Annotated in this window: 19 protein-coding genes; 12 read left to right on the forward strand and 7 right to left on the reverse strand. The window is 67.8% G+C overall.

The window, feature by feature from the left end:
• The 3 genes from H610_RS24550 to H610_RS0107870 all read right to left on the reverse strand — a co-directional run.
• On the reverse strand, positions 1-674 hold a 674-nt coding region (locus H610_RS24550; protein WP_201768355.1), incomplete at its 3' end, for a PAAR domain-containing protein.
• A gap of 373 nt (positions 675-1,047) precedes the next feature.
• Positions 1,048-2,238, reverse strand: coding sequence for a methionine adenosyltransferase (metK, locus tag H610_RS0107865; RefSeq protein ID WP_028239155.1), 1,191 nt, complete (start codon positions 2,236-2,238; stop codon positions 1,048-1,050).
• Between the two features lie 15 nt (positions 2,239-2,253).
• Entirely contained in the window at positions 2,254-3,255 is a 1,002-nt protein-coding gene (locus tag H610_RS0107870; RefSeq protein ID WP_028239156.1) for an ArsR/SmtB family transcription factor, read from the reverse strand.
• A 358-nt stretch (positions 3,256-3,613) separates the two neighbouring features.
• Here H610_RS0107870 and tkt point away from each other — a divergent pair, with 358 nt between their 5' ends.
• The 6 genes from tkt to fba all read left to right on the forward strand — a co-directional run bounded on the left by tkt (position 3,614) and on the right by fba (position 9,857).
• Positions 3,614-5,611 carry a transketolase gene (gene tkt, locus H610_RS0107875; protein WP_028239157.1) on the forward strand — a complete coding sequence of 666 codons (1,998 nt, stop codon included), beginning with the start codon at positions 3,614-3,616 and terminating at the stop codon, positions 5,609-5,611.
• 113 nt (positions 5,612-5,724) lie between these two features.
• Positions 5,725-6,777, forward strand: a complete 1,053-nt coding sequence (gene epd / locus H610_RS0107880; protein ID WP_028239158.1) for an erythrose-4-phosphate dehydrogenase — start codon at positions 5,725-5,727, stop codon at positions 6,775-6,777.
• Positions 6,778-6,835: 58 nt separating this feature from the next.
• Positions 6,836-7,996 (forward strand): phosphoglycerate kinase, encoded by a 1,161-nt coding sequence (locus H610_RS0107885; RefSeq protein WP_028239159.1) that lies wholly within the window; start codon positions 6,836-6,838, stop codon positions 7,994-7,996.
• Between the two features lie 116 nt (positions 7,997-8,112).
• Positions 8,113-8,307 (forward strand): hypothetical protein, encoded by a 195-nt coding sequence (locus tag H610_RS0107890; RefSeq protein WP_028239160.1) that lies wholly within the window; start codon positions 8,113-8,115, stop codon positions 8,305-8,307.
• Positions 8,308-8,325: 18 nt separating this feature from the next.
• Positions 8,326-8,658 (forward strand): MliC family protein, encoded by a 333-nt coding sequence (locus H610_RS0107895; protein WP_028239161.1) that lies wholly within the window; start codon positions 8,326-8,328, stop codon positions 8,656-8,658.
• A gap of 134 nt (positions 8,659-8,792) precedes the next feature.
• Positions 8,793-9,857, forward strand: coding sequence for a class II fructose-bisphosphate aldolase (gene fba, locus H610_RS0107900; protein WP_028239162.1), 1,065 nt, complete (start codon positions 8,793-8,795; stop codon positions 9,855-9,857).
• Between the two features lie 555 nt (positions 9,858-10,412).
• Here fba and H610_RS0107905 read toward each other — a convergent pair.
• Both H610_RS0107905 and H610_RS0107910 read right to left on the reverse strand, forming a co-directional pair.
• The gene (locus H610_RS0107905; RefSeq protein ID WP_028239163.1) at positions 10,413-11,084 is read right to left on the reverse strand and encodes an HAD family hydrolase; all 672 of its coding nucleotides are present in this window, start codon (positions 11,082-11,084) and stop codon (positions 10,413-10,415) included.
• Positions 11,085-11,115: 31 nt separating this feature from the next.
• The gene (locus H610_RS0107910; protein ID WP_028239164.1) at positions 11,116-11,496 is read right to left on the reverse strand and encodes a response regulator; all 381 of its coding nucleotides are present in this window, start codon (positions 11,494-11,496) and stop codon (positions 11,116-11,118) included.
• A 325-nt stretch (positions 11,497-11,821) separates the two neighbouring features.
• On the opposite strand from H610_RS0107910, the gene H610_RS0107915 reads away from it, so the two are divergent.
• The 4 genes from H610_RS0107915 to H610_RS0107930 all read left to right on the forward strand — a co-directional run bounded on the left by H610_RS0107915 (position 11,822) and on the right by H610_RS0107930 (position 13,404).
• Positions 11,822-12,100 carry a DUF3509 domain-containing protein gene (locus H610_RS0107915; RefSeq protein ID WP_028239165.1) on the forward strand — a complete coding sequence of 93 codons (279 nt, stop codon included), beginning with the start codon at positions 11,822-11,824 and terminating at the stop codon, positions 12,098-12,100.
• Positions 12,101-12,197: 97 nt separating this feature from the next.
• Entirely contained in the window at positions 12,198-12,665 is a 468-nt protein-coding gene (locus H610_RS0107920) for a hemerythrin domain-containing protein (protein WP_028239166.1), read from the forward strand.
• Between the two features lie 172 nt (positions 12,666-12,837).
• Positions 12,838-13,176: a hypothetical protein gene (locus H610_RS0107925; RefSeq protein ID WP_028239167.1), complete on the forward strand. Its 339-nt coding sequence runs from the start codon at positions 12,838-12,840 to the stop codon at positions 13,174-13,176.
• A gap of 45 nt (positions 13,177-13,221) precedes the next feature.
• Positions 13,222-13,404 (forward strand): hypothetical protein, encoded by a 183-nt coding sequence (locus H610_RS0107930; RefSeq protein ID WP_028239168.1) that lies wholly within the window; start codon positions 13,222-13,224, stop codon positions 13,402-13,404.
• Here H610_RS0107930 and H610_RS0107935 read toward each other — a convergent pair whose 3' ends face one another.
• Positions 13,405-14,616 carry a BaiN/RdsA family NAD(P)/FAD-dependent oxidoreductase gene (locus H610_RS0107935; RefSeq protein ID WP_051231596.1) on the reverse strand — a complete coding sequence of 404 codons (1,212 nt, stop codon included), beginning with the start codon at positions 14,614-14,616 and terminating at the stop codon, positions 13,405-13,407. It abuts the gene before it with no gap.
• Positions 14,617-14,725: 109 nt separating this feature from the next.
• On the opposite strand from H610_RS0107935, the gene H610_RS23525 reads away from it, so the two are divergent.
• A complete protein-coding gene (locus H610_RS23525) occupies positions 14,726-15,514 on the forward strand; it encodes a substrate-binding periplasmic protein (protein ID WP_051231598.1) in 789 nt (262 codons plus the stop codon).
• A 47-nt stretch (positions 15,515-15,561) separates the two neighbouring features.
• On the opposite strand, the gene yccS is transcribed toward H610_RS23525, so the two are convergent.
• Positions 15,562-17,742 carry a YccS family putative transporter gene (gene yccS, locus H610_RS0107945; protein WP_028239170.1) on the reverse strand — a complete coding sequence of 727 codons (2,181 nt, stop codon included), beginning with the start codon at positions 17,740-17,742 and terminating at the stop codon, positions 15,562-15,564.
• Positions 17,743-17,946: 204 nt separating this feature from the next.
• On the opposite strand from yccS, the gene H610_RS0107950 reads away from it, so the two are divergent.
• On the forward strand, positions 17,947-19,425 hold the full coding sequence (locus H610_RS0107950) for a PhoX family protein (protein WP_028239171.1): 1,479 nt from the start codon (positions 17,947-17,949) through the stop codon (positions 19,423-19,425).
• Positions 19,426-19,564: the final 139 nt, after the last annotated feature.

Below are 19,564 nucleotides of genomic sequence, written 5' to 3' on the forward strand. Positions count from 1 at the left end.
TCATACAACCGCCAGATATTGCTCACATCGTTGGCATAGCTGCTGTCCGGGGCGAGATGGTGCGCTTCGCAGCGTTGGGCCATGGCCAGGGCCTCCTGCTCGCCGAGGCCGAGCGCCGGCGCGCGGCACTGGGCGCCGATGGCGCTGTTGGCGGCATTGTTGCCGGTGCCGTCGAAGAACACGCCGATGCGCAGGGTGACGGCCTGGCGGCTGGCCAGCTCTTCCTCCTCGTCTTCCTCTTCCAGCCCGTACGGCGTGGGGTCGCCGGGTTCCTGCTGCCAGGCGTGGGCACTGGGCGCCGCTGGCCGTTGCGGCAGTGCCGGCGCAGCGGGCGCCCGAGCCACGGGAGCGCCGCCGAGGTTCAGCGGTTCGGGCGGAACGAAGGGCGCCGGGGTGTGCGTGGTGCCGATGATGATGGTGCCGGAGCCGCCGATGACCAGATTGCCATGGTCGCCGAGGCTGCCCTGGACGACGGCGGGCCTGCCGTTGATCAGCACGTTGGGGATGAGGTTGCCCGTCAGGGTGCTGCCGCATGCGGTGGCATCGCCGGCGCGGGCGGCGGGCAGGCCGTCGAAGAAGACGTCGGGCGAGCCGCTGACGATGGGGTTGTCGCCATGCCCCTTCTTCGGGCAGGCCGTTGGGTCGCCCAGCCGGGCGGCGGGTTTGCCGGTCATGACCAATATCCTTATCGGTATGCGAGCCGGTACCTTGCCGCACGGGCAGCGGCGAGGGCAAACGATGCGCCGTTATTTATGGACTGGTTCGCGGGCTGCGCGCCGGTTGCGCCAGAACTTGCACAATGGCGAATGCAAAAAGCCCCGCACGGTCTTTACCGGCGGGGCTTTTCTTGCAGCCTGACGCCTGCAAACGCAGCGGTGAGCTTCAAGCCACAAGCTGCAAGTAAAGGCAGAAAAGCATGGCCAGCAGCCACACTGATTCGCTTGCAGCTGTAGGGTCGGGTCCCGGCTTCACCGACCCGGCGAGCGGAGCCGCGGTGGATGTAAAAAGCGACATCCACCCTACGCTTGCTTGCAGCTTGCAGCAGCCTTACAGGCCGGCCGCCTGGCGCAGCGCCTCGGCCTTGTCGGTGCGCTCCCAGGTGAAGGCGGTGAAGCTGTCTTCGCCGACCGTCATCTCGTAGGGGGGGCGGCCGAAGTGGCCGTAGGCCGCGGTGGCGCGGTACATCGGGTGCAACAGGTCGAGCATGCGGGTGATGGCGTACGGGCGAAGGTCGAAGTGCTCGCGTACCAGCTCGATGATCTTGGCATCGGCGATCTTGCCGGTGCCGAAGGTGTTCACCGAGATCGAGGTGGGCTGGGCCACGCCGATGGCGTAGGAGACCTGGATCTCGCAGCGCTCGGCCAGGCCGGCGGCGACGATGTTCTTCGCCACGTAGCGGCCGGCATAGGCGGCCGAACGGTCGACCTTGGACGGATCCTTGCCGGAGAAGGCGCCGCCGCCGTGACGGGCCATGCCGCCGTAGGTGTCGACGATGATCTTGCGCCCGGTCAGGCCGCAGTCGCCCACCGGACCACCGATGATGAACTGGCCGGTCGGGTTGATATGGAACTGGGTGCCCTTGTGCAGCAGCTCGGCCGGGATCACGTGCTTGACGATCAGCTCCATCACCGCTTCCTTGAGGTCGGCGTGCTTGACCTCGGGATTGTGCTGGGTGGAGAGCACGATGGCGTCGATGCCGACCACCTTGCCGTTCTCGTAGCGGCAGGTGACCTGGCTCTTGGCATCCGGCCGCAGCCAGGGCAGCAGGCCGGACTTGCGTGCTTCGGCCTGGCGCTCGACCAGACGGTGCGAGAAGCAGATCGGCGCCGGCATCAGCACGTCGGTCTCGTTGCTGGCGTAGCCGAACATCAGGCCCTGGTCGCCGGCGCCCTGGTCTTCCGGCTTGGAGCGGTCGACGCCCTGGGCGATGTCCACCGACTGCTTGCCGATGATGTTGACGATGCCGCAGGTGGCGCCGTCGAAACCGACGTCCGAGCTGTCGTAGCCGATGTCGATGATGACGTCGCGCACCAGCTGTTCCAGGTCGACCCAGGCCGAGGTGGTCACTTCGCCGGCGACGATGGCCACGCCGGTCTTGACCAGGGTCTCGCAGGCCACGCGGGCGTGCTTGTCCTCGGCGATGATGGCGTCGAGCACCGCATCGGAAATCTGGTCGGCGATCTTGTCCGGATGCCCTTCGGATACGGACTCGGAGGTGAAAATCGAATATTCGCTCATCTATCGGTTTTCCTGTTACCGGTGGGTGAGTCGGTCGTCGTCAGCGGGTTTGGCGAACTGCCGCACCTGGATCTGAAAACCGTTCTTCAAGCCAATGTAGAGGCTCTCGCCGGGCGTGAGCCCCGCGGCATCGGCCCAACGGGCCAGATCGTCCTGTTCGAAGCCGAGCCAGAGATCGCCGCAGGCCTCCCTGGCCCAACTCTGGTTGTGGCTGCACAGCTCGGTGATCAGCAGGCTGCCGCCCGCGTTCACCAGCCGCGCCAGTTGCCGCAGCGCTTCGCCGGGCGCGGCCAGGTGGTGCAACACCATGTTCACCACCACGCAGTCGGCCGAGGGGCACGCGTCGTTCAGTGCGTCGGCCAGCCGCAGCTCGACGTTGCCGAGCCCTTCCTGCTGGCAGCGCGCCCGGGTCAGCTCGAGCATCGCCGGGCTGTTATCCACCGCCAGCACCTGGCGGAAGCGTGCCGCCAGCTCCGGCAGGAAGCCGCCGTCGCCCGGGCCGACTTCCAGCGCCGTGGCTTCGGCCGGCAGCTGCAGCGCCTCGAGCAGCGCCAGCACGCTGTCGCGGTACTGCGGCAGGCCGGCGATCAGGTCCTGACGGGCCTGGAAGCTGGTCGCCATGCGCGCGAAGAAATCCTCGCTCGCCGCGCTGCGCCGCGCATGCACCGTCTCGATCCGGACGGTTACTTCGGACGGCAATTCAAGCCGGTCGACCTCTTCCAGCAGCGCCGCATGCAGCCCACGACCGATGCTCTCGGCCTGCGGCAGCGCACGCCGGTAGAAGATCGCGTTGCCCTCGCGCCGCGTCGCCACCAGCCCGGCCTGGGCCAGCACCTTGAGGTGATGGCTCATGCCCGACTGGCCGATGGCGAAAATCTGCGCCAGCTCCAGCACGCCGAACGAATCGCTGGCCAGCGCCCGCAGCACGTTCAGCCGCAGCGGATCGCCGGCGGCCTTGCACAGGGCGGCGAGCTGGTCGCTGGCTTCGAAACGCAACTGGGGGACACGCAGGCTCATGGCGGCGAAGTCTAGTCGCGCGAAGGGGGAGGGGCAAGGCTGTATCAAAAAAGTTTGATATAGGCCGGCGAAGCCGGCCCGATTAAAGAAGGCTTGACGGCTTGACGAGGATGACGCTCAGCTTCCCCGGCTTGGGTGAAAGTTTTTCGTTCTTTCTGCAGAAAAAGCTTGCATCGGCATCAGGCGGCCCCAACGCTCTTCCAGCCTTCCAGCCTTCCAGCCTTCCAGCCTTCCAGCCTTCCAGCCTTCCAGCCTTCCAGCCTTCCAGCCTTCGCTTTAATCGTTTGCCCCCCGAGGGGCCGCTGGGCGAAAATGTGCGCCCTTTCGTTCCAGCCGTACCCCCGCAGGAGATTCAGCGATGCCCAGCCGTCGTGAGCGAGCCAATGCCATCCGCGCACTGAGCATGGATGCCGTGCAGAAAGCCAACAGCGGCCACCCCGGCGCCCCCATGGGCATGGCCGACATCGCCGAAGTGCTGTGGCGCGACTACATGAAGCACAACCCGGCGAACCCCAAGTGGGCCGACCGCGACCGCTTCGTGCTGTCCAACGGCCACGGTTCGATGCTCATCTATTCGCTGCTGCACCTGACCGGCTACGACCTGTCGATCGACGACCTGAAGAGCTTCCGCCAGCTGCACAGCCGGACGCCGGGGCATCCGGAATTCGGCTACACCCCGGGTGTGGAGACCACCACCGGCCCGCTCGGCCAGGGCATCGCCAACGCGGTCGGCTTCGCGCTGGCGGAGAAGGTCATGGCGGCGCAGTTCAACCGCCCCGGCCACACCGTCGTCGACCACTTCACCTACGTGTTCATGGGTGACGGCTGCATGATGGAGGGCATCAGCCACGAGGTCTGCTCGCTGGCCGGCACGCTCGGTCTGAACAAGCTGATCGCTTTCTACGACGACAACGGCATCTCCATCGACGGCGAGGTGCATGGCTGGTTCACCGACGACACGCCCAAGCGCTTCGAGGCCTACGGCTGGCAGGTGATCCGCAACGTCGATGGGCATGACGCCGACGAGATCGAGCTGGCCCTGCAGACCGCGCGCAAGAGCGACCAGCCGACGCTGATCTGCTGCAAGACCATCATCGGCTTCGGCGCGCCGAACAAGCAGGGCAAGGAAGAATCCCACGGCTCGGCGCTCGGCGAGGCGGAAGTGGCCGCCACCCGCGAGGCCCTGGGCTGGACCCACGGCCCGTTCGAGATTCCGGCCGACATCTACGCCGAGTGGGATGCCAAGGACGCCGGCGCCCAGGCCGAGGCCGAGTGGAACCAGCGTTTCGCCGCCTACCAGGCCGAGTTCCCCGAACTGGCCGCCGAGTTCACCCGGCGCATGGCTGGCGAGCTGCCCGCCGACTTCGCCGAGAAGGCCTCGGCCTTCATCCGCGAAGTGGCGCAGAAGGGCGAGACCATCGCCAGCCGCAAGGCCAGCCAGAACTGCCTGAACGCCTTCGGCCCGCTGCTGCCGGAACTGCTCGGCGGCTCGGCCGACCTGGCCGGCTCCAACCTGACGCTGTGGAAGGGCGTCAAACCGGTGGTCGAGGAAGACGCCTCCGGCAACTACATCTACTACGGTGTGCGCGAATTCGGCATGAGCGCGATCATGAACGGCGTGGCGCTGCATGGCGGGCTGATCCCCTACGGCGCCACCTTCCTGATGTTCATGGAGTACGCGCGTAACGCCGTGCGCATGTCGGCGCTGATGAAGCAGCGGGTGATCTACGTGTTCACCCACGACTCCATCGGCCTCGGCGAGGACGGCCCGACCCACCAGCCGGTCGAGCAACTGGTCGCCCTGCGCACCACGCCGAACCTGGACACCTGGCGTCCGGCCGACACCGTCGAATCGGCGGTGGCCTGGAAGTACGCGCTCGAGCGCCGCGACGGCCCCAGTGCGCTGATCTTTTCGCGGCAGAACCTGCCGTTCCACGTGCGCGACCACGAGACCGAGGGGGCCATCGCCCGCGGCGGCTACATCCTGAAGAACTGCGTCGGCGAGCCCGAGCTGATCCTCATCGCCACCGGTTCCGAGATCTGCCTGGCCATGCAGGCGGCGACGCAGCTGACCGAACAGGGCCGCAAGGTGCGTGTGGTCTCCATGCCCTGCACCAGCGTGTTCGACGCCCAGGACGCAGCCTACAAGCAGCAGGTGCTGCCGGTCGAAGTGGGCGCACGCATCGCCATCGAGGCGGCGCACGCCGACTACTGGTACAAGTACGTGGGCCTGGACGGCCGGGTCATCGGCATGACCACCTACGGCGAATCCGCCCCGGCCGGCCAGCTGTTCGAGCATTTCGGCTTTACCGTCGGGCACATTCTCGAAGTGGCTGAAGAGCTTCTGGAAGACTAAAAAGGCGCTGGAGGCTGGAGGCTGGAGGCTGGACGACAGGCGGCACCGAGCTGCTTTTTCGTCCAGCCTCCAGCCTTCAGCGCTCAAGCGGCTTGAAAACAGGCCGAATCTCGATGTCGCAAAATCGCTCCCGCCCCTACCGCATCGCCCTCAACGGCTACGGCCGTATCGGCCGTTGCGTGCTGCGTGCCTTCTACGAGCGCGGCGCGGCATTCGACTTCCGGTTCGTCGCGCTCAACGACCTGGCCGACATGGCCAGCCTGGAATACCTCACCCGTTTCGATTCAACCCACGGCCGTTTTCCCGGCGAGGTCAGCGTCGACGGTGACTGCCTTCACCTGAACGGACACTGCGTCAAGGTACTGCGCGAATCCACGCCGGAGGCCATCGACTGGCGCGAGCTGGGGGTCGACCTGGTGCTGGAATGCTCCGGGGCCTACCACACCCGCGCCGACGGCCAGCGCTTTCTCGACGCCGGGGTGCCGCGGGTGCTGTTCTCGCAGCCGATGGCGAGCGAGGCTGACGTCGACGCGACCCTGGTGCTCGGCGTCAATCACCAGCGCCTGACCGGGCGCGAACGGCTGGTGTCGAACGCCTCCTGCACCACCAATTGCGGCGTGCCGCTGCTCAAGCTGCTCGACGAGGTAGTCGGTATCGAGTTCGCCTCCATCACTACCATCCACTCGGCGATGAACGACCAGCCGGTGATCGACGCCTACCACCACGACGACCTGCGCCGCACGCGCTCGGCCTTCCAGTCGGTGATCCCGGTTTCCACCGGGCTGGCGCGCGGCATCGAGCGGCTGCTGCCGGAACTCTCCGGGCGGATTCAGGCCAAAGCCGTGCGGGTGCCGACGGTGAACGTCTCCTGTCTCGACATCACCATCCAGACGGCCCGCGACACCGATGCGCAGACGGTCAACCGGGTCCTGCGCGAAGCCGCCGAGGCGGGGCCGCTGGCCGGGCTGATCGCCTATACCGAGTTGCCCCACGCCAGCTGCGACTTCAACCACGACCCGCACTCGGCCATCGTCGACGGCAGCCTGACCCGCGTGTCCGGCCCGCGGCTGGTCAACCTGCTGGCCTGGTTCGACAACGAATGGGGCTTCGCCAACCGCATGCTGGATGTCGCCGACCACTACCTGCGCACCGCGCACAGGGCTTGATCCGGGGCCGGACCCGGCAGGACTCAGCGTTTTCGACAAGGAATACAAGGAACTCGCCATGACCGTTTTGAAGATGACCGACCTCGACCTCCAGGGTAAGCGGGTCCTGATTCGCGAAGACCTCAACGTGCCGGTGAAGGACGGCCAGGTGAAGAGCGACGCGCGCATCGTCGCCTCGCTGCCGACCATCAGGCTGGCGCTGGAGAAGGGCGCGGCGGTGCTGGTCTGCTCGCACCTCGGGCGTCCGGAGGAGGGCGTGTACAGCGAGGCCGACAGCCTCAAGCCGGTGGCCGACTACCTGTCCAGGGCGCTGGGCCGCGAGGTGCCGCTGGTCAAGGACTACCTGGACGGCGTCCAGGTACAGCCCGGCGAGCTGGTGCTGCTGGAGAACGTGCGCTTCAATAAGGGCGAGAAGAAGAACACCGACGAACTGGCCAGGCAGTACGCGGCGCTGTGCGACGTGTTCGTGATGGATGCGTTCGGCACCGCGCACCGCGCCCAGGGTTCGACCCACGGCGTGGCCAGGTTCGCCCAGGTGGCCTGCGCCGGGCCGCTGCTGGCCGCCGAGCTGGACGCGCTGGGCAAGGCGCTGAAGAGCCCGGCCAAGCCGATGGCCGCCATCGTCGCCGGCTCCAAGGTGTCCACCAAGCTCGATGTGCTCAACTCGCTGGCCACAGTCTGCGACCAGCTGATCGTCGGCGGCGGCATCGCCAACACCTTCCTCGCCGCGGCCGGGCACAAGGTCGGCAAGTCGCTGTACGAGCCGGATCTGGTGGACACCGCCAAGGCCATCGCGGCCAAGGTCAGCGTGCCGCTGCCGGTGGACGTGGTGGTGGCCAAGGAATTCGCCGAAAGCGCCGCGGCCACGGTCAAGTCGGTCGACGAGGTCGCCGACGACGACATGATCCTCGACATCGGCCCGAAGACCGCCGCGCAGTTCGCCGAGCTGCTCAAGTCCTCGAAGACCATCCTCTGGAACGGCCCGGTGGGCGTGTTCGAGTTCGACCAGTTCGGCGAGGGCACCCGCACCCTGGCCAAGGCCATCGCCGAGAGCCCGGCCTTTTCCATCGCCGGCGGCGGCGACACCCTGGCGGCGATCGACAAGTACGGCGTGGGCGGGCAGATCTCCTACATCTCCACCGGTGGCGGCGCCTTCCTCGAATTCGTCGAGGGCAAGGTGCTGCCGGCGGTCGAGATCCTCGAGCAGCGTGCCGGCTGACTCCGGAGACGAAGCGCTCCGCCCGGTAATGGGCGGAGCGAAACAAGCGGAGCGGCGGGCACCCCTGGGGCGCGCCGTGGTCTGTTTCCTACAAGGACACGGAAAGGGAAACGACCATGCGTAACCTCATCCTGGCAGTGAGCCTCGGGCTGGCCGGCTGTGCCGGCGGCGGCGCACCGGAGTCGGCCTGCGAAGTCTTCACGCCGCCGCCGGCCGAGAGTCCGACGGCGCAGAACGATCAGCGCGTCGAGGTCCAGGCGACCGCCGATCCGACCACCATCAACTCACCGGACCAGCAGGAATGCCCCTGAACGGCTGAAGGAGCGTGGATGAAAGGATTGTGGCTCATGGCGCCGCTGGTGCTGCTCGCCGGCTGTGGCCATTGGCAGACCGGCGAGGACGCGCCCTTCGTGCGCTGGAAGTGCGCCAGCGACAACGACATCGCCTGGCGCTACGCCAACGCGGCGAAGACCGAAGTCGATCTCAAGGTGGGTAGCAGCGAGCGGGCCTACCGTTTGCGCAGGGAACCCTCGACCTACGGAACTTTCTACAGCGATGGCGTTCTGGCCTTCCATGACAAAGGCGCCGAGGCGCTGGTCTACCGGGTCGCCGACGACGAGCTGCTGGCCTATGGCTGCAGCGCCTCGCTGATCAACCTTTAAGGCAACAACAGCTGCCTCGCAGCCGGGCACAGCCTACAATGCCGCGCCAATGCAGCGTGGCGCTTGAAACGTCGCCGGCCCCTGCGGCAGGCTTTATCGACATCACGGAACCCTAACCGGGAGACAGGAAAACCATGGCACTCATCAGCATGCGCCAGTTGCTCGACCACGCCGCGGAGTTCGGCTACGGCGTGCCGGCCTTCAACGTCAACAACCTCGAGCAGATGCGCGCCATCATGGAAGCGGCCGACAGGACCGATTCCCCGGTAATCGTTCAGGCCTCGGCCGGTGCGCGCAAGTACGCCGGCGCCCCCTTCCTGCGCCACCTGATCCTCGCCGCAGTGGAAGAATTCCCGCATATTCCGGTCGTCATGCACCAGGACCACGGCACCAGCCCGGCGGTGTGCCAGCGCTCCATCCAGCTCGGCTTTTCCTCGGTGATGATGGACGGCTCGCTGAAGGAAGACGGCAAGACCCCGGCCGACTATGAGTACAACGTCGAGGTGACCCGCCGCGTGGTCGAGATGGCCCATGCCTGCGGCGTCTCGGTCGAGGGCGAGCTGGGCTGCCTGGGCAGCCTGGAGACCGGCATGGCCGGCGAGGAAGACGGCATCGGCGCCGAGGGCACGCTGGACCACAGCCAACTGCTGACCGACCCGGAAGAAGCGGCCGACTTCGTCAAGAAGACCGGCGTGGACGCCCTGGCGATCGCCATCGGCACTAGCCACGGCGCCTACAAGTTCACCAAGCCGCCGACCGGCGACACCCTGTCGATCCAGCGCATCAAGGAAATCCACCAGCGCATCCCGGACACCCACCTGGTGATGCACGGGTCGTCCTCGGTGCCGCAGGAGTGGCTGGTGGTGATCAACGAGTTCGGCGGCGACATCAAGGAAACCTACGGCGTGCCGGTCGAGGAGATCGTCGAAGGCATCAAGCACGGCGTGCGCAAGGTGAACATCGACACCGACCTGCGCCTGGCCTCCACCGGCGCGATCCGCCAGTTCATGGCCAGGAACCCCAGCGAGTTCGACCCGCGCAAGTACCTGGCCAAGACCGTCGAGGCCATGCGCGAGATCTGCATCGCGCGCTACGAGGCCTTCGGCACCGCCGGCAACGCCTCGAAGCTCAAGCCGGTGTCGCTGGACGTCATGTTCGACCGTTACGCCAAGGGCGAGCTGGACCCGAAGGTCCGCTGACGCGCCGGCCGCGCCGAAGGCGCGGCTGGCAGGCTGGAAGGTTGGAGGCTGGAAGGCTGGAAGGCTGGAAGGCTGGACGAAAAGGCCTTCCGGCCTGGCCTGATGCTGTTTACTTGGCTTTCGCAGGGCCTGCAAGCCTGAGTTCGCCGCGAGGGCGCGCAAGCCACAAAGATGTGGTGAATGCCGTAAGCCCGTCGGGAACGGGCGCGGCCTCCCACGGGGTTGTGGGCAACGTCGCTTCTGTGGGGAGGCCCGACCTCGCGGCGAGCTTGCCTAAGTGAACAGCATCACCTGCCTAGCCGACTTTTCGGATCTACCTTCCGGCCTGACCCAGCCGGGGAGCCGGTCGCTTTTTACACAAGCAGATCCTTTTTTCCTGCCGGGTAGATCGGCCTTGCTGCCGCGCCCATGACCCGCACACTCAAGCCTCAAGCCTCAAGCCTCAAGCCTCAAGCCTCAAGCCTCAAGCCTCAAGCCTCAAGCTCTTGCCTGCCGCCTGCCGCCTGCCGCCTGCCGCCTGCCGCTCTCGCCTGCGGCCTGCGGCCTACAACCGGCCTATCCCCTCCCCAACCTGTCCACCACCCCCGGCAACTCGTCCATCCGCTCGATCACCGCGCTGACGCCCAGGGTCAGCAGGCGTTCGCCGTGCCCGGGCGGGATATGGCTGGCACCGGTGAAGCCGATCACCTGCATGCCGGCGGCGAGAGCCGCCTGGACGCCGGTGGGACTGTCCTCGGCCACCAGGCAGCGGGCCGGATCGGCGCCCATGCGCTCGGCCGCCAGCAGGTAGACGTCCGGGGCGGGCTTGGGGTTGGCGACCATGTCCGAGCTGAACACGTTGCCGGCTACCCGGTCGGTCAGTCCGGCGCGTTCGAGGCTGGATTCGACGTTGTGCCGACGGCTGTTGGAGGCCACCGCCAGCGGCAGCTCGATGGTCAGCAGCGCCTCGCGCACCCCCGGGATCGGCTTGACCTCGCGCGCCACCGTGGCTTCGCTGACGCGGCGCAGGTCGCTGTCGAAGCTGTCCGGGATCGCCAGGCCCAGCTCGCGCTCGATGCGCTCGAGGATCATCGGCACGGTGAGGCCGAAGGTGCCCTCCAGCAGCGATTCCAGCGTTTCGCTCGGGACGTAGCGGGCGAGTGCCTCGAACAGCACCCGGTGGCTGATGATTTCGCTGTCGACGATGACGCCGTCGCAGTCGCAGATGAGCAGGTCGATGGCGGCCATCGGGGCTCCGGATGAATGGCTGGCTGCCCGGTCACTCGAGCATGCGTCTGATCTGGGTGCGCAGGCTGTCCAGCGAGAACGGCTTGGCCAGCACCGGCGCGGTGCGGGCGATGGGGCTGCCCGACTCGTAGATCTCGATCGGGTAGCCGCTGATGAAGATCACCTTGAGGTCCGGCCGCAGCTTCAGCGCCGGCTCGGCGATGGCCACGCCGGAGACCTCGCCCGGCAGGCGGAAGTCGCTCACCAGCAGATCGAGGCGCGGCTTGGTGGCGAGGATATCGAACGCTTCGGTGGCGTCCCGCGCCTTGAGCACCTCGTAGCCCTCGCCGGCGAGGTAGTCCGCGAGGAGGTCGAGGATGTGGGGCTCGTCCTCTACCAGCAGAACGATCTTGCAGGGGGGCGATGGCGTCATCGGAAATCTCGGCGTTTCTTCGAACGCTGTGAAGTAGGCAGATATGGCGGTTGGCGTCAACCTTTGAGCCGCTGGGCGGCGGCAAGTTCAGGCGCAACGGTAGGCGCGGCCCGCTGGGCCCCGGGCTGCGGGATGTGGCGCCCCGGCGTTATGTGACCGGTCTCGCAGAATGCACGCTCCGTCGGCAGCCGTCTTGCATTCTGCACGGCCCCGCGAGCAGGTGGTTTTATATAATTTCTTGTTTTTAAAGGGATTTATTTTGTCCGTGCGGTTGGCACGAACGCTGCTCCTAGGTAGCCGGCTGGACTAACTGGAGTACAGAACAATGACCGCTGCACAACATACCCTTACTGCCGCCTTCCCCGAGTTCGAAGTCGTTACCGAACCCCGCCCGGACGGAGGCCTGCTGCTGACGCTGCGCAACGCCGACCGCGTCATCCTCAAGCGTGCGATTTCCCGTGGGCAGACGCAGACGGCGGTGCAACTCGAATGGGTGATCTGTTCGATCCGCCGCGATCTGGCCCTGGAAGCCGGCATGTCGCCGTCCATCGTTCACCTGCAGAGCCACAGTCGCGCCGGGCTGCCGACCTACGAGTACGCCTGAGCCCGGCACGCCTGGGCAAGGCCGCCACCACCTGCCGGGTGGCGGCAGACGAACAGACGGGCCCGAGCCCGCGTCGATTAGCCGATGAGAGACGAACATGAACGCGATCGAATTGCTGAAGCAGGATCATGTGCGCATCAAGGACCTGCTGGGTCGTCTGACCGAGTCGACCGAGCGTGCCGTCAAGCTGCGCACCGAGCTGCTGGAGAAGATCGAGCAGGAGCTCACCGCCCACACCCGGATCGAGGAAGAGGTCCTCTACCCGGCCTTGCGCAAGGAAGGCGACAAGGAAGAGGCCAAGATGGCCTATGAGGCCAAGGAAGAGCACCGTGCGGTGGATTCGCTGGTGCTGCCCGACCTGAAGAAGACCGAGGTCGGCAGCCTGGAATTCTCCGGGCGGGCGAAGGTGCTCAAGGAACTGCTCGAACATCACATCGAGGAAGAAGAGAGCGACATGTTCCCGACCTGCGAGAAGCTGTTCGACCAGGCTCGCCTGGACGAGATGGGCCAGCAGATGGCCGACATCAGGAAAGGCATGAAGAAAGAGCTGAAAAAGGCCAGCTGAAGCCTTGGCCTGCGCCGCGCCGCGGCCCTTCCGAGGGGCCTGCGTCGCGGCCGTGCGCCCGTGCCCCGCGCGACCGGCCGTCGGCCGGCCGCGGCACTCCCTGCGCGGGTCGTGGTCGCATCAGGTGCATAGACCTCGGCCGACGACCGGCCGCTGCAAACGGAGGCATTCGATGCGCCTGACTTACCTACTGCCACCCCTGGCCGCCCTGCTGCTGATCGGCTGTGGCCCGGACGAACCCGACGAGCCGCAGACGCCGCCGCCGGCCCAGAGCGAGATGAATGCACCTGCACCGGGCACCGACGCAGGCCCGACCGGCACCGCCAGCCCCGGTGCTCCGCGCATCGGCAGCGGCGATGCGGGCACCACCGGCACGGAGGGCGGCTCCGCGCCTTCGGCACCGGCGGACAACGGCAGCGGCCTGGGCACCTCGTCCGGCAGCGGCCCCGGCACGGGCAGCGAAGGGGCCGCCAGCGGCAACGACACCCCGTCCGCCACGCCGAAGCCCTGATTCACCCTCGCGGGCGCCCGTGCGCCCGCGCCCACGGAGAACCCGATGAGAGCAACCGCCGTCATCCCTGCGCTGTTCGCCGCCCTGCTGCTGGCCGGCTGTTCGCCGGACGCCGAAGAGTCGGCCATGGACAACAACGCCCGGAACCAGCAGGAGCATCAGAACACCGCCACCGACCCGGCCGGCCCGCGCGAGCTGTCGCCGCCGTCGAACATGTCCAACGAGTGATCAGACGTACTGGGCGGCCGCATAGCCGGACGCCCAGGCCCACTGGAAATTGAAACCGCCCAGGTGCCCGGTGACGTCCAGCACCTCGCCGATGAAGTAGAGCCCCGGGGCCAGGCGCGACTCCATCGTCTTCGACGACACCTCGCGGGTGTCGACCCCGCCCAGCGTGACCTCCGCCGTGCGATAGCCCTCGGTCCCGGCCGGTTGCACCTGCCAGGCGCCGAGCCGTTCACCGAGCGCGCGCAGTTCGCCCGGCGTGTACTGCCGCAGCGGGCGCGAGGCCAGGCCCTGCTCGACCAGCAGGCCGGCGAGCTTGCGGGTGAAGACCTCGCCGAGCAGCGTCTTCAGTTCGATGTTGGGCCGTGCCGCCTGCTGCTCGGCGAGCCAGGCGAGCGCGTCGTGGTCCGGCAGCAGGTCGATCTCCAGCAGGTCGCCGGGCTGCCAGTAGGAGGAAATCTGCAGCATCGCCGGGCCGCTCAGGCCGCGGTGGGTGAACAGCAGGTTCTCGCGGAAGCTCTCGCCGTTGCAGGACACCCGGCACTCCACCGAGGTGCCCGACAGCTCGTTGCACATGGCCTTGAGCCCCGGTTCGGTGACGGTGAAGGGCACCAGCCCCGCGCGGGTGGGCAGCACCTGGTGGCCGAACTGGCGCGCGACCTGGTAGCCGAAGCCGCTGGCGCCGAGTGTAGGGATCGACAGCCCGCCGGTGGCGATCACCAGCGACTGGCAGGCGACCGCGCCGAGCCCGGTCTGCAGCCTGTAGCCGGGCTCGAGCCGCTGGATGTCCTGCACCGGCGTCTGCAGGCGGATATCGACGCCGTAGCGGTCGCACTCGGCGAGCAGCAGCGCGAGGATGTCACTGGACTTGTGGTCGCAGAACAGCTGGCCGAGCTTCTTCTCGTGATAGGGCACGCCGTGGCGCGCGACCAGTTCGATGAAATCCCACTGGGTGTAGCGCGCCAAGGCCGACTTGCAGAAGTGCGGGTTGGCGGACAGGAAGTTGGCGGGCTCGGTGTAGAGATTGGTGAAGTTGCAGCGCCCGCCGCCGGACATGAGGATCTTCTTGCCGGCCTTGTTGGCGTGATCCAGCACCAGCACGCGCCGGCCCCGGGCCGCCGCGTTGAAGGCGCACATCAGGCCGGCCGCACCGGCGCCCACGATCACCACGTCCGCTTGCAGCACCGCACACCCCTCGCGCCGAAAACCGCGCATCTTACCGGTTTCGCCGGGCGCGGGCGGAGCGCCGCGATCACCGGCGCATGGAGCCGAGCCGGCTTTTTTATGGTTTGATTGCCGGCCCATCCTGACGAGGACGCCCTGCATGCTTCGCCCCTGGCTCGCCGCGCTGCTGATCCTGTCCGCTGCCGGCCTGGTCCGGGCGGAGCCGGTACTGCGCCTGGTCGGCGATCCCTGGCCGCCCTATACCGACCAGGGGCTTCCCGGCGGCGGGCTGGCGGTCGAGCTGGTGCGGACCGCCCTGGCGCGCGCCGGGTACCGGGTCGAGTACACCGAGATGCCCTGGACCCGCGCCACCCGCGGCCTGCGCCAGGGCCGCTTCGACCTGTACAGCGCCTGGTACGTGCGCGAGCGGGAGCCCTATGCGCTCCACTCGGCGCCCTACCTGTTCAACCGCCTGCGCTGGATCACGCGGCGCGACGAGCCGATCGTCTACGACGGCCTCGACAGCCTGCGCGGCCTGCGGGTCGCGCTGGTCCGCGGCTACAGCTACTCCGACCGCCTGACCCACGACACCACGCTGACCAGGGTGCTGGTCAACAACTTCACCAGCGCCGCGCGCATGCTGACGGCGGGGCGCGTCGACCTCACCCTGGAGGACGAGCGCACGGCGCTGTATCACTTCGATCACGAACTGAGCCTGGTGCGCGAGGCCTACGAATTCCTGCCCGGCGAATTCCAGTACAAGGGCCTGAGGCTGGTGGTGCGGCGCAGCCATCCGCAGCACCGGGCGATCGTCGCGGCGTTCGAGCGGGAGATCGCCGCGATGCGCGAGGACGGCACCCTCCAGCGGATTCTCGACCGTCACAGCTTCGGTGAAACCCCGGTCGATCACCGGCGAGCCCGGCATCGGCCCGGCCAGGCGCGTGGATGAGGCTTCGCCGTCATCCACCCTGCGGGCGCTGACGCCGAAAATGTCGATCAGGCCGGCTGGCCCGGAGCGCGGCGGATCAGGTGGCTGGCCATGCTGCGCAGGGGGCCGAGCTGGCGGCAGATCAGTCCGAGCTGGGTCTGCACCAGCCGGTGGCCGTCGTCCATCTCCTCGGGCGCATCCTCCAGGCGTCGTGCCAGCGTCTCCTCGTCGTCCCGGTTGAGGTCCACCGGCCGCTGCAGGCGCAGGGCCTCGGCCAGCTCGTCGAGGGCCGCAGCCAGGCGTGCGGCGGCCTCGTCGAGCAGGCTGTCGCTGGCATCGTCCTGCAGGCTCTCGCGGTGCGCGCCGAGCGCCGAGAGGTAGCCGAGCAGGGTGTGCGACAGGGTCAGGAAGCGGAAGCCGGTTTCCGCTTCCTTCCGGAAGTGCCCGGGCTCGAGCAGCATGTTGGCCAGCGTGGCCGACAACGCGGCATCGGCATTGTGCGCGTTGCGTCGCGCCAGCCGGTAGGCCAGGTCGTCGCGCTTGCCGGTCTCGTACTGCTGCATGATCTGCCGCAGGTAGGCGGCGTTGCTGCTGAGGGTGTTGGCGAACACCTGGTTCAGGCGCCGGCCCTGCCAGTCCGGCAGGATCAGGAACACCGCGGCGGCGGCGATCAGGCTGCCCAGCAGGGTATCGAACAGGCGCGGCCAGAACAGCCCGTAGCCATCGCCGACCTGGTTGAAGCAGAACAGCACCAGCAGGGTGATCGCTGCGGTGGCCAGGGTGTAGCGGGTGGCGCGCGTGGCGAAGAACACCACCCCGGCGACCACCGCGAACAGCGCCTGCACCTGCGGATGGGGGAACAGGTCGAACAGTGCCCAGCCGGCGAGCAGGCCGAGGGCCGTGCCGCTGATGCGCTGCACCAGTTTGATGCGCGTGGCGCCGTAGTTCGGCTGGCAGACGAACACCGTGGTGAGCAGCACCCAGTAGCCCTGGTCGGGGTGGATCGCATGCAGCACCGCGTAGCCGCACAGCAGCGCCAGCGACATGCGCAGGGCGTGGCGGAAGATCAGCGAGGTGGGCGTCAGCTGCTGGCGGATGCGCTCGACGGCATCGCGCAGCGACTGCGGCTGGCGGTCGAACAGCGCGCTGTCCTGCTCGCCGGCGAGCGTTTCCAGGTTGCCGGCGCTGGCCAGCTGGCGCTGGACGTTGGCAAGATTGCCGGACAGCGCCCGTAGCGAGCGCAGCAGGTCGCGCCAGGCCGGGTTCTGCTGCGCACGCAGGTGCTCGAGCGAGGCGTCGAGGTCGGCCAGCGCCATGCCGTTCTCCTCGCTGTAGCGGAACGGCTGGTCGAGCTGGATCGCTTCGGCCAGCTCGCCGCAGGCGCTGGCCTGCAGGCGAAGCAGGCGCTGGCAGCGGAACAGCACGTCGCTGTGGAAGAAGGCCTCGGCGAGCGCCTGATAGGGGTAGTGCGACGAGCTGACCCGTTCGTGCAGGTCCTGGGCGAGGAAGTAGAGCTTGAGGTAGGCGTTGATGGTCGCGCCCGGGCGGCCGTGGCCCAGGCGGCTGAGCAGGGTTTCCTTGGCGATGTTCAGCGCACCGACCACGCGGCCGTTCTGCCGGGCCAGCTCGAGCCGGCGGGCCTCCACGTCTAGCTGCCGGACCGGTTCGAGCAGCGCCGACTTGAGGCGGAAGTACTGGCCGAGCTCGCGGTACACCCGGGCCAGGCTCTGTTGCACCGGCTGATGGCTGAACAACGCGTTCCACAGCACCGAGAGCAGGCCGTACCAGGCGGCGCCGGCGAGCAGCAGCAGGGTGTCGAGCCAGGTCTGGCTGTCGGTGCCGCGCTGGTCGGCGGCGATCATCCCGTAGATCGACAGGATCACCGTGGCCGAGGCGATGGTGCCGTAGCGCTCGCCCAGCGCGCCGAGCATCACCAGGGCGAAGGTGGACAGCGCAAGGCCGATGGCGAACAGCCAGGGGTAGGGGAACAGCGCCTGCACCGCGGCGGCAGCCACCGCGAAGCACACCAGGGTGACCGCCAGCGCGCCGAGGCGGCCAAGCCAGCTGTCGTCGGTCTCGGCCAGGGCGCTGGCGATGACGCCGAGAAACAGCGGGATCACCATCGTCTGCCGGCCGAAATACCAGCACAGGCCCATGGCGCCGGCGAGGGCGATGAACACCCGCAGGCTGTAGCCGAATTTTTCCAGGGCCCAGAGGCGACGCAGGGAACGGCGAAGGGAGGGGCGCATAGAAAAGTCCTGGTTTCGCTGTGTTACGGGAGAGGGAAATGACGCCGGAACAATGGCACAAGCCACACGACAGCTTGAGGACATGCAAGGCGGAGACCGTTCGGCCGGCATCATCCCACTGCCATCCCAGCGTAACGGCACTGCCGCAAAGCGACCGTAGAAACCTCTTCAGTCCACACAAAAGCCTGAAGAGGAAAAAACAAGATGGAACACTCGCACGATTCCAGCCGTCGCCGCCTGCTCAAGGGCGGCATGCTCGCTGCCGCAGCCGCCACCACGCCGTTCCTCGGCACGCTCGAGGCCTTCGCTGCCCGCCAGGCTCAGGGCCGTGGCACGCTGGCCGGGACAAGCCCCTACGGGCCGCTGCGCCCGACGCGCGATATGGCCACCGGCCTGCCGCTGCTGCAGTTGCCGGCGGGCTTCCACTACCGCAGCTTCTCCTGGACTGGCGACCTGATGGAGAACGGGCAGCCGGTGCCGACCTCCCACGACGGCATGGGCGTGGTGGCGGTGCGCAACGGCCCGCACGGCTCCGAAATCGTGCTGGTGCGCAACCACGAGGCCGGCACCGGCAGCCTGATCGAGGCCACCGGCGTGTACGACGGCGTCACCCTGGCCAACGGGCAGCGTCCGGCCGGCGGCACCACCAACCTGTACGTGCCGCGCGGCATCGACCAGCCGGTGCGCACCCTGCCGAGCCTCGGCGGCACCCGCACCAACTGCGCCGGCGGCGTCACCCCCTGGGGCACCTGGCTGTCCTGCGAGGAAACCACGGCGGACTACAGCAGCGTCGGCGGCCGCCGGCACGGCTACGTGTTCGAGGTCACCGCCGACCCGGTGCTGACCACCGGCCAGCCGATCATCGCCATGGGCCGCCTCTCCCACGAGGCGGTGGCGGTCAACCCGCAGAACAGCTACGTGTACCTGACCGAGGACAACCGCAACAGCGCCGGCTACTACCGCTACATTCCCACCGACGCCAGCCAGCAGCCGGGTTCCCTGGCGGCGGGCGGCATCCTGCAGGGTGCGCGGGTGCGCAACGTCGCGCAGGCGGACCTGCTGGCACCGAGCAAGGGCGACAGCTACCAGCTCGAATGGGTCGAAATCGCCAATCCGGACATGGACCCGCAGGGCAGCGACAGCGGCCCCTTCGTCCAGGCCCGCGCCGCCGGCGGTCTGCGCATGAGCCGTGGCGAAGGCATCTGGTACAGCGACGGCAAGCTGTTCATCGTCGACACCAGCGCCGGGCTGGACGACCAGGGGCGCCCGGGCTACGGCCGCGGCGCGGTGTGGATGCACGACCTGGCGACGGACCGCCTGACCTGCCTGTTCGCCTCGGACAACGCGCTGATCGCCAACAACCCGGACAACATCACCGTCAGCCCGCGCGGCGGCGTGCTGCTGTGCGAGGACGGCGGCGGCGTCGACGACCAGTTCGGCTTCGGCGAGCGCCTGCTCGGCCTGACCCGCGACGGCGAGGCGTTCATCTTCGCCAAGAACAACGTGGTCTTCGACGACGTCCAGGCCGCGGCGGCGGGCAAGAATGTCTCCGGCGACGACTACCGTGGCCGGGAATTCTGCGGCGCCTGCTTCGATCCGAGCGGCCACTTCCTGTTCGTCAACATCCAGACTCCCGGCATCACCTTCGCGATCTGGGGGCCTTGGGCGCGGGGGACGCTCTAAACGGTAAAAGCCGAGAAAAGCGCTGAGGGCTGGAAGGCTGGAGGGCTGGACGGGGAAGGCTGCGGGGCGCAGGAAAGGGCTCGACTGGGGGGAAGCCTCGCAAAAAAGGCTTGACAGGCGTGAGCGCCAACCCAAACCC

Source organism: Stutzerimonas azotifigens DSM 17556 (assembly GCF_000425625.1).
GTDB classification, from domain to species: Bacteria; Pseudomonadota; Gammaproteobacteria; order Pseudomonadales; family Pseudomonadaceae; genus Stutzerimonas; species Stutzerimonas azotifigens.

Excerpts from the sequence above, each read along its gene's own strand:
- H610_RS0107910 (WP_028239164.1), bottom strand. The coding sequence starts at position 11,496 with ATGACGCCATCGCCCCCCTGCAAGATCGTTCTGCTGGTAGAGGACGAG.
- H610_RS0107930 (WP_028239168.1), top strand. The coding sequence starts at position 13,222 with ATGAGAGCAACCGCCGTCATCCCTGCGCTGTTCGCCGCCCTGCTGCTG.
- H610_RS0107925 (WP_028239167.1), top strand. The coding sequence starts at position 12,838 with ATGCGCCTGACTTACCTACTGCCACCCCTGGCCGCCCTGCTGCTGATC.
- epd (WP_028239158.1), top strand. The coding sequence starts at position 5,725 with ATGTCGCAAAATCGCTCCCGCCCCTACCGCATCGCCCTCAACGGCTAC.
- H610_RS0107890 (WP_028239160.1), top strand. The coding sequence starts at position 8,113 with ATGCGTAACCTCATCCTGGCAGTGAGCCTCGGGCTGGCCGGCTGTGCC.
- H610_RS0107895 (WP_028239161.1), top strand. The coding sequence starts at position 8,326 with ATGAAAGGATTGTGGCTCATGGCGCCGCTGGTGCTGCTCGCCGGCTGT.
- yccS (WP_028239170.1), bottom strand. The coding sequence starts at position 17,742 with ATGCGCCCCTCCCTTCGCCGTTCCCTGCGTCGCCTCTGGGCCCTGGAA.
- H610_RS0107950 (WP_028239171.1), top strand. The coding sequence starts at position 17,947 with ATGGAACACTCGCACGATTCCAGCCGTCGCCGCCTGCTCAAGGGCGGC.
- metK (WP_028239155.1), bottom strand. The coding sequence starts at position 2,238 with ATGAGCGAATATTCGATTTTCACCTCCGAGTCCGTATCCGAAGGGCAT.
- H610_RS0107870 (WP_028239156.1), bottom strand. The coding sequence starts at position 3,255 with ATGAGCCTGCGTGTCCCCCAGTTGCGTTTCGAAGCCAGCGACCAGCTC.
- H610_RS0107905 (WP_028239163.1), bottom strand. The coding sequence starts at position 11,084 with ATGGCCGCCATCGACCTGCTCATCTGCGACTGCGACGGCGTCATCGTC.
- fba (WP_028239162.1), top strand. The coding sequence starts at position 8,793 with ATGGCACTCATCAGCATGCGCCAGTTGCTCGACCACGCCGCGGAGTTC.
- H610_RS0107885 (WP_028239159.1), top strand. The coding sequence starts at position 6,836 with ATGACCGTTTTGAAGATGACCGACCTCGACCTCCAGGGTAAGCGGGTC.
- H610_RS0107915 (WP_028239165.1), top strand. The coding sequence starts at position 11,822 with ATGACCGCTGCACAACATACCCTTACTGCCGCCTTCCCCGAGTTCGAA.
- H610_RS0107935 (WP_051231596.1), bottom strand. The coding sequence starts at position 14,616 with ATGCGCGGTTTTCGGCGCGAGGGGTGTGCGGTGCTGCAAGCGGACGTG.
- tkt (WP_028239157.1), top strand. The coding sequence starts at position 3,614 with ATGCCCAGCCGTCGTGAGCGAGCCAATGCCATCCGCGCACTGAGCATG.
- H610_RS23525 (WP_051231598.1), top strand. The coding sequence starts at position 14,726 with ATGCTTCGCCCCTGGCTCGCCGCGCTGCTGATCCTGTCCGCTGCCGGC.
- H610_RS0107920 (WP_028239166.1), top strand. The coding sequence starts at position 12,198 with ATGAACGCGATCGAATTGCTGAAGCAGGATCATGTGCGCATCAAGGAC.